Annotated in this window: 5 protein-coding genes; 3 read left to right on the top strand and 2 right to left on the bottom strand. The window is 38.4% G+C overall.

What is annotated here, in order from left to right; all coding sequences use genetic code 11:
* The 3 genes from PHF25_08700 to PHF25_08690 form a co-directional block, all read left to right on the top strand.
* A partial coding sequence (locus tag PHF25_08700; GenBank protein ID MDD4528088.1) for a hypothetical protein occupies positions 1–229 on the top strand: 229 nt, incomplete at its 5' end.
* 465 nt (positions 230–694) lie between these two features.
* Positions 695–1,945 carry a 6-bladed beta-propeller gene (locus PHF25_08695; protein ID MDD4528087.1) on the top strand — a complete coding sequence of 417 codons (1,251 nt, stop codon included), beginning with the start codon at positions 695–697 and terminating at the stop codon, positions 1,943–1,945.
* Positions 1,946–1,975: 30 nt separating this feature from the next.
* A complete protein-coding gene (locus PHF25_08690; GenBank protein MDD4528086.1) occupies positions 1,976–3,133 on the top strand; it encodes a 6-bladed beta-propeller in 1,158 nt (385 codons plus the stop codon).
* A gap of 355 nt (positions 3,134–3,488) precedes the next feature.
* Here the strand turns inward: PHF25_08690 and PHF25_08685 are convergent, their stop codons facing one another.
* Positions 3,489–3,665: an Arc family DNA binding domain-containing protein gene (locus PHF25_08685; protein MDD4528085.1), complete on the bottom strand. Its 177-nt coding sequence runs from the start codon at positions 3,663–3,665 to the stop codon at positions 3,489–3,491.
* 10 nt (positions 3,666–3,675) lie between these two features.
* Positions 3,676–4,530, bottom strand: a complete 855-nt coding sequence (locus PHF25_08680; GenBank protein MDD4528084.1) for an SPFH domain-containing protein — start codon at positions 4,528–4,530, stop codon at positions 3,676–3,678.
* Positions 4,531–5,057: the final 527 nt, after the last annotated feature.

Here is a 5,057-nt window from a genome sequence, read left to right as displayed (position 1 = left end):
TGACAATAAAGACCTTACACATTTGGATGGTAAAGATGCCATTTATGTGACAAGCGAAAGGTACCGTCGCAAAAACCTTGTCAACGGTACCATAGAATCTATGCTGGAAAATCATTTTGAACAAGCCATGTTAACGGACTCCCTGATTATAAACGACAGGAAGGGAGTGACACATCGCAAATTCTATTTTTACCACTGTAAAGATTATAGAAGCAAAGCTCCTCAATAAACTTTTAATGGCCTGTACGGTGCCCTTTGCTGTGCCCGAAGCCGTCGGGGGCAAATGCCGCACGAAGTGTAACATCTGTTTTCGTAGCGGGTTTTTCGAAGCTTTTTGCGGTTAACAGCCGAGGACTGTTTGACGACCAACGGGAGGAGTTCCGCAGGCCCGCAAAAAGCAAGGAAAAGAGCGTTAAACGAAAACTGCGTTGCACAAGGCGGTATGGCCCCAGGCAAAGGGCACCGCCATGGACAAAGGGCACCGCCCCAGGTAAAGGGAGCCACCGCGGACTCTGCAATAACCAGAAAATGAACTGGAATCTACAAATTCACAACCTCTGGGAGTTGTGAATTTGTTAGAGAGATGATATTTTGACTCAAATAAATTATGTAATTTTAAAAAACGTAGCAAACAACCACATCAAGACAGTTTTTCAATTCGTTATCGTAATGGGTGTTTTAAAAGCCTCTGACAATGTTAACATCAGCAATAAAGATCACAACAATTATTTCCTCTGCAATCATCATTATTTCTTGCAACTCAAACAAATCTCAAGAAATGAATAGACTAGATAAGATAGTAGATATTAGTGGGGCCGTAACTTCAAGGGAGAAAATTAATCTGTCTGAAATAGTGGATAGTATTTCTTTTCTAATACTTGAAACAAATGACCATAATATGATAAGCAGCATTGACCCCATTTTTATGAGTGATTATATTTTTAATTATAATATCTGTTTCGACAAAAACGGGAAATATCAAAATAGCATAGGCACTAAAGGAAGAGGCCCACTGGAGGAGCCGTTTGGTGTTTCTAGAGTAGTCCATATTGATGGTTTTTATTATAGCTTAGGCAGTAAATTTATTGAATATGGATTAGATGGAAAACCTACCGGGAATGTAAGAGTAATACACGGAGGACAAGAAAACACTATCGCGGAAGGCCGCTTTTCTAGAATCTCCGATTTTTTTCAACAGGGAAAAACCATATTTCTGTATTCTTTTCCAGATACTCTCTTCTTTTTTAATACTGATTTTGATTTAACAAATTCTGTGTCAGTTGCAGAACCAATTAATATAGACCATTATACACCTCCTCCAATTGGAAGGCTAACACGTTTTATGACAGGCTATAATGACACTACGGTTTTCTACAACTATATCAATGACACAATTTATCATATTGCAGAGGGAAGAATTACTCCATCCAGAGTGGTAATGATTGATCCGAAATACAAAATCCACAGGGATTTTTTCTATAAATATAAAGAGTTATTGATAGAATCAGAAAGGGCTTGGTCAAGCGGAAGATTGGATCAATGCAGGTTGGTGGAGATATCCGATAATAGACCGTTATGCATGGCTGTATATGAGACATCACGATATCTTTTTTTTATAATGACAACTGTGATCAATTTCCCAAAACAAAGGGGGATAGAAAAAGGAGATATTTATGTCATCTATCACGATAAAAGCACAGGTATCACCAGAGGCAGCCAGGCAAATGGTTTTTATGACGACATTCTTGGGCTTGAGTATTTAATGCCTCTCTATGGAGCTTTTGATGATAAGATTGTTAAAATAGTCTGGCCATATGAAATTTTGGACCACATCAGAATTTGTAATGAGAATAATATTGATGTAAATCCTCTGCTGCTCGACTTATCTAAAATAATAAATGAGGATGGAAATCCCCTATTGATACTCGGTCATTTAAAAAATTAACTTAGAAGTATTATATAAATCGCAACATATATGAAAACCAACCTTTTTTTGTGTTTATTGAGTTCCATATTGATAGTAGGATGCAATAGTTCTGATGATAGTTATTTAATTGAATTTGATGTAAATAAAAATTATCCGGTGTATGATATTAAGTTGTCTGATGTTGCAGAGGTAAAGTATATTGAGCTAAAAGGGTTAAATACTTTCTGGGTTAACAATGATATTTCTGCCAAAATCTTAGTTTGTGAAGATTTCATTCTTATAGGAGATAGGAATAGTGTGGAATCTAAACTTGTTCTTTTTGATGCTGATGGGAATTTTATTCGGATAATTGGGACTTACGGACGTGGACCGGGTGAGTTTCTTGAACAATTCACTTTTGTGGTTGATACCTCTGCTCAAAAAATAATAGTGCATTCTATTGACCAAAAACTGTTTATCAAATTTGACTTTACAGGCAATATGATTGATTATCATCAGATAAATGAGCGTTTTTATCAAACAGCGTTTATAAATAATCAAGTTATTGGGTACAATTACCGGTCACGATACTTTAGTTACATTTCTAATACAGTCAAAGGCAGTGGCGTATCTCTTCATGCCTATGATATCGGTAAATTTAAACCACTATCCATTGGTGACATAAAATACGATAGACCATATAACGGTAAGATCGGGTTAATCAACAATCTTACAAAAGTCAAAGATGGGTGTTACATAACCAGCTTCCAGTCTGATACCATTTATTTTGTAGATAGTAGCCTTAGGATTTATCCTAGGTTCGTAAACAAAAGGTATTCAGATGATATTAATATTTCAATCTTCCCAGTGCTGGAAGCAGAAGATTATATCTTGTTCAGTACGGAATCCGAGATGAACGTCGAATGTAAACGAGATATGTTTATGCTGAGGAAAAGGGACAACAAAATTTTCCGACTCAGCAACAACAACTCCTACGCCCTCAACTATAAAGCCAAACTCCTTAACAACGAATTAGCCCTAAATCAATTCACCCTTACTCAAAATCACAACATCGCAGCAGTACTGTTGCCCTACGAGCTCCTTCAAAAAAACTACAGCATATTAACAAATGACCTAAAGAACATAGTCGACAAAATGACAGATAACAGCAACCCAATTCTAGTTCTAATCACAGCACGCACAGGTAGTATCTCTTGTATAAACTAATATGTTCTTGCCTTGCAGGGTCTTGAAACATTTGGAGAGATGCTGCAAAATGACGGAGTAGCTAAGCCTCTGACCGCACCTCTCATCTTTTTTCACATATTGTTGATTACGTGCTTGTTTAATGTGAGATGTTTGCACTTACAAGATGTGATTTGTGATTTTGGTGAAAAGTTGTCACAGCAAATATTTTGATGGTTAATAAGTTGTAAAAAAAGATGAGAGGTGAGGCCTAGGATAACCTCTGCTCCTGAATATACTGCTGGGTTGTTGTTCTCTTATGCTGCCGGTAATTTATTGCAACCGCCAGGCAATGAACTTTAAGCCTCAATACGCTAAGCATTTGCAAAATATGAATTTATCCTAGTGATGAATCTTGGCGGGGTTTTTTCAACCTGCCGGCATCTTTTAGGCTTTTGCTTATGATCCACTCTAGCTGACCGTTGATGCTCCTGAATTCATCGGCAGCCCACTTTTCGATAGCCTTCATGGTTTCGGGGTCTATTCTTAGTACAAATGATTTTTTCTCTGCCATTAAAATTTTGCTATTGATTCAGAGTGCCGGTATTGATAACAGGTGAGGTTTCTCTGTCTCCGCAAAGTACAACCAATAAATTACTTACCATCGCAGCTTTTTTCTCTTCATCCAGTTCGACAATATTCTTTTTCGAGAGCAATTTTAGTGCCCCTTCTACCATACCGACGGCTCCTTCTACCATTTTAATCCGTGCTGCTATAATTGCTGAGGCCTGTTGACGCTTAAGCATTGCCTGTGCAATTTCTGGTGAGTATGCAAGATAACCAATACGTGCTTCAATTACAGCAAGTCCCGCTAATTTAAGCCTTTCGGATATTTCTTCTTCTAGGTGTTTACTCACATCTTCGAAATTAGAGCTGAGGGTAATTGATGCTTCTTCGTCTTCGAATTGGTCGTAAGGGAAAGATCCTGCCAATTTTCTTACAGCTGCATCTGTTTGAACTTTAACGAATTGTTCATAGTTGTCTACTTCAAACATTGCTTTGTATGTATCTTCTACCTTCCAAACCAGGATAGAACTGATTAAAATAGGATTGCCGAGTTTGTCGTTGACTTTGATACGCTCGCTTTCGAAGTTCCTGGCTTTCAATGATACAGATGGTTTTAAAAAGAAAGGTGCAACCCAAAAGAATCCATTATCTTTGAGAGACCCCATGTATGCACCAAAGAGCAGGAATACTTTGGAATTGTTGGGACTTATTGTGAACAGGCCTGCCGAAATAAATATGAAAAGCAGTAAAGATAATACTCCAAGCAGAGGATGTTCATTAGCAAAAAAAATGAATATCCCAGCAAGCAGCAGAGGAGTCATGGAAAGAAGCAGGTAGCCGTTCATAACCTTAATGTGAGTTTCCTTTTTCATGATAATGATATTAATATGATATTACAACAACATCAAAGTTATGATTGTTTATCTATTTGCCAAATTTTTTTTAACTGCATCCATCGGATAAATAAACATACTACTGAAAATGAACGTATTCCCACAATAAATACAGCCTCTTCTAGCTGTGAATTTATCCAAGGGATGGCCCCTGCACGAAGTGTAACATCTGTTTTCGTAGCGGGTTTTTCGAAGCTTTTTGCGGTTAACAGCCGAGGACTGTTTGACGACCAACGGGAGGAGTTCCGCAGGCCCGCAAAAAGCAAGGAAAAGAGCGTTAAACGAAAACTGCGTTGCACAAGGCGGTATGGCCCCAGGCAAAGGGCACCGCCATGGACAAAGGGCACCGCCATGGGCAAAGGGCACTGCCGTGGGCAATGGGCACCGCCACAGGCAAAGGGATGCCTTACAGGTTGTTGATGAAGTAGTGGTGGATTAGTTTGTTGTAATAATTGCCGTACATGTTGTGGTCTGCACCGGGAATCACAAACATATCTATCCTTTTG

It is taken from the genome of Candidatus Margulisiibacteriota bacterium, from assembly GCA_028706105.1.
Lineage (GTDB): Bacteria > Margulisbacteria > Riflemargulisbacteria > GWF2-35-9 > DYQY01 > DYQY01.
This window is presented reverse-complemented; position numbering and strand designations above follow the sequence as displayed.

Coding starts and splice junctions, on each gene's coding strand:
- PHF25_08695 (MDD4528087.1), top strand. CDS start 695: ATGTTAACATCAGCAATAAAGATCACAACAATTATTTCCTCTGCAATC.
- PHF25_08690 (MDD4528086.1), top strand. CDS start 1,976: ATGAAAACCAACCTTTTTTTGTGTTTATTGAGTTCCATATTGATAGTA.
- PHF25_08685 (MDD4528085.1), bottom strand. CDS start 3,665: ATGGCAGAGAAAAAATCATTTGTACTAAGAATAGACCCCGAAACCATG.
- PHF25_08680 (MDD4528084.1), bottom strand. CDS start 4,530: ATGAAAAAGGAAACTCACATTAAGGTTATGAACGGCTACCTGCTTCTT.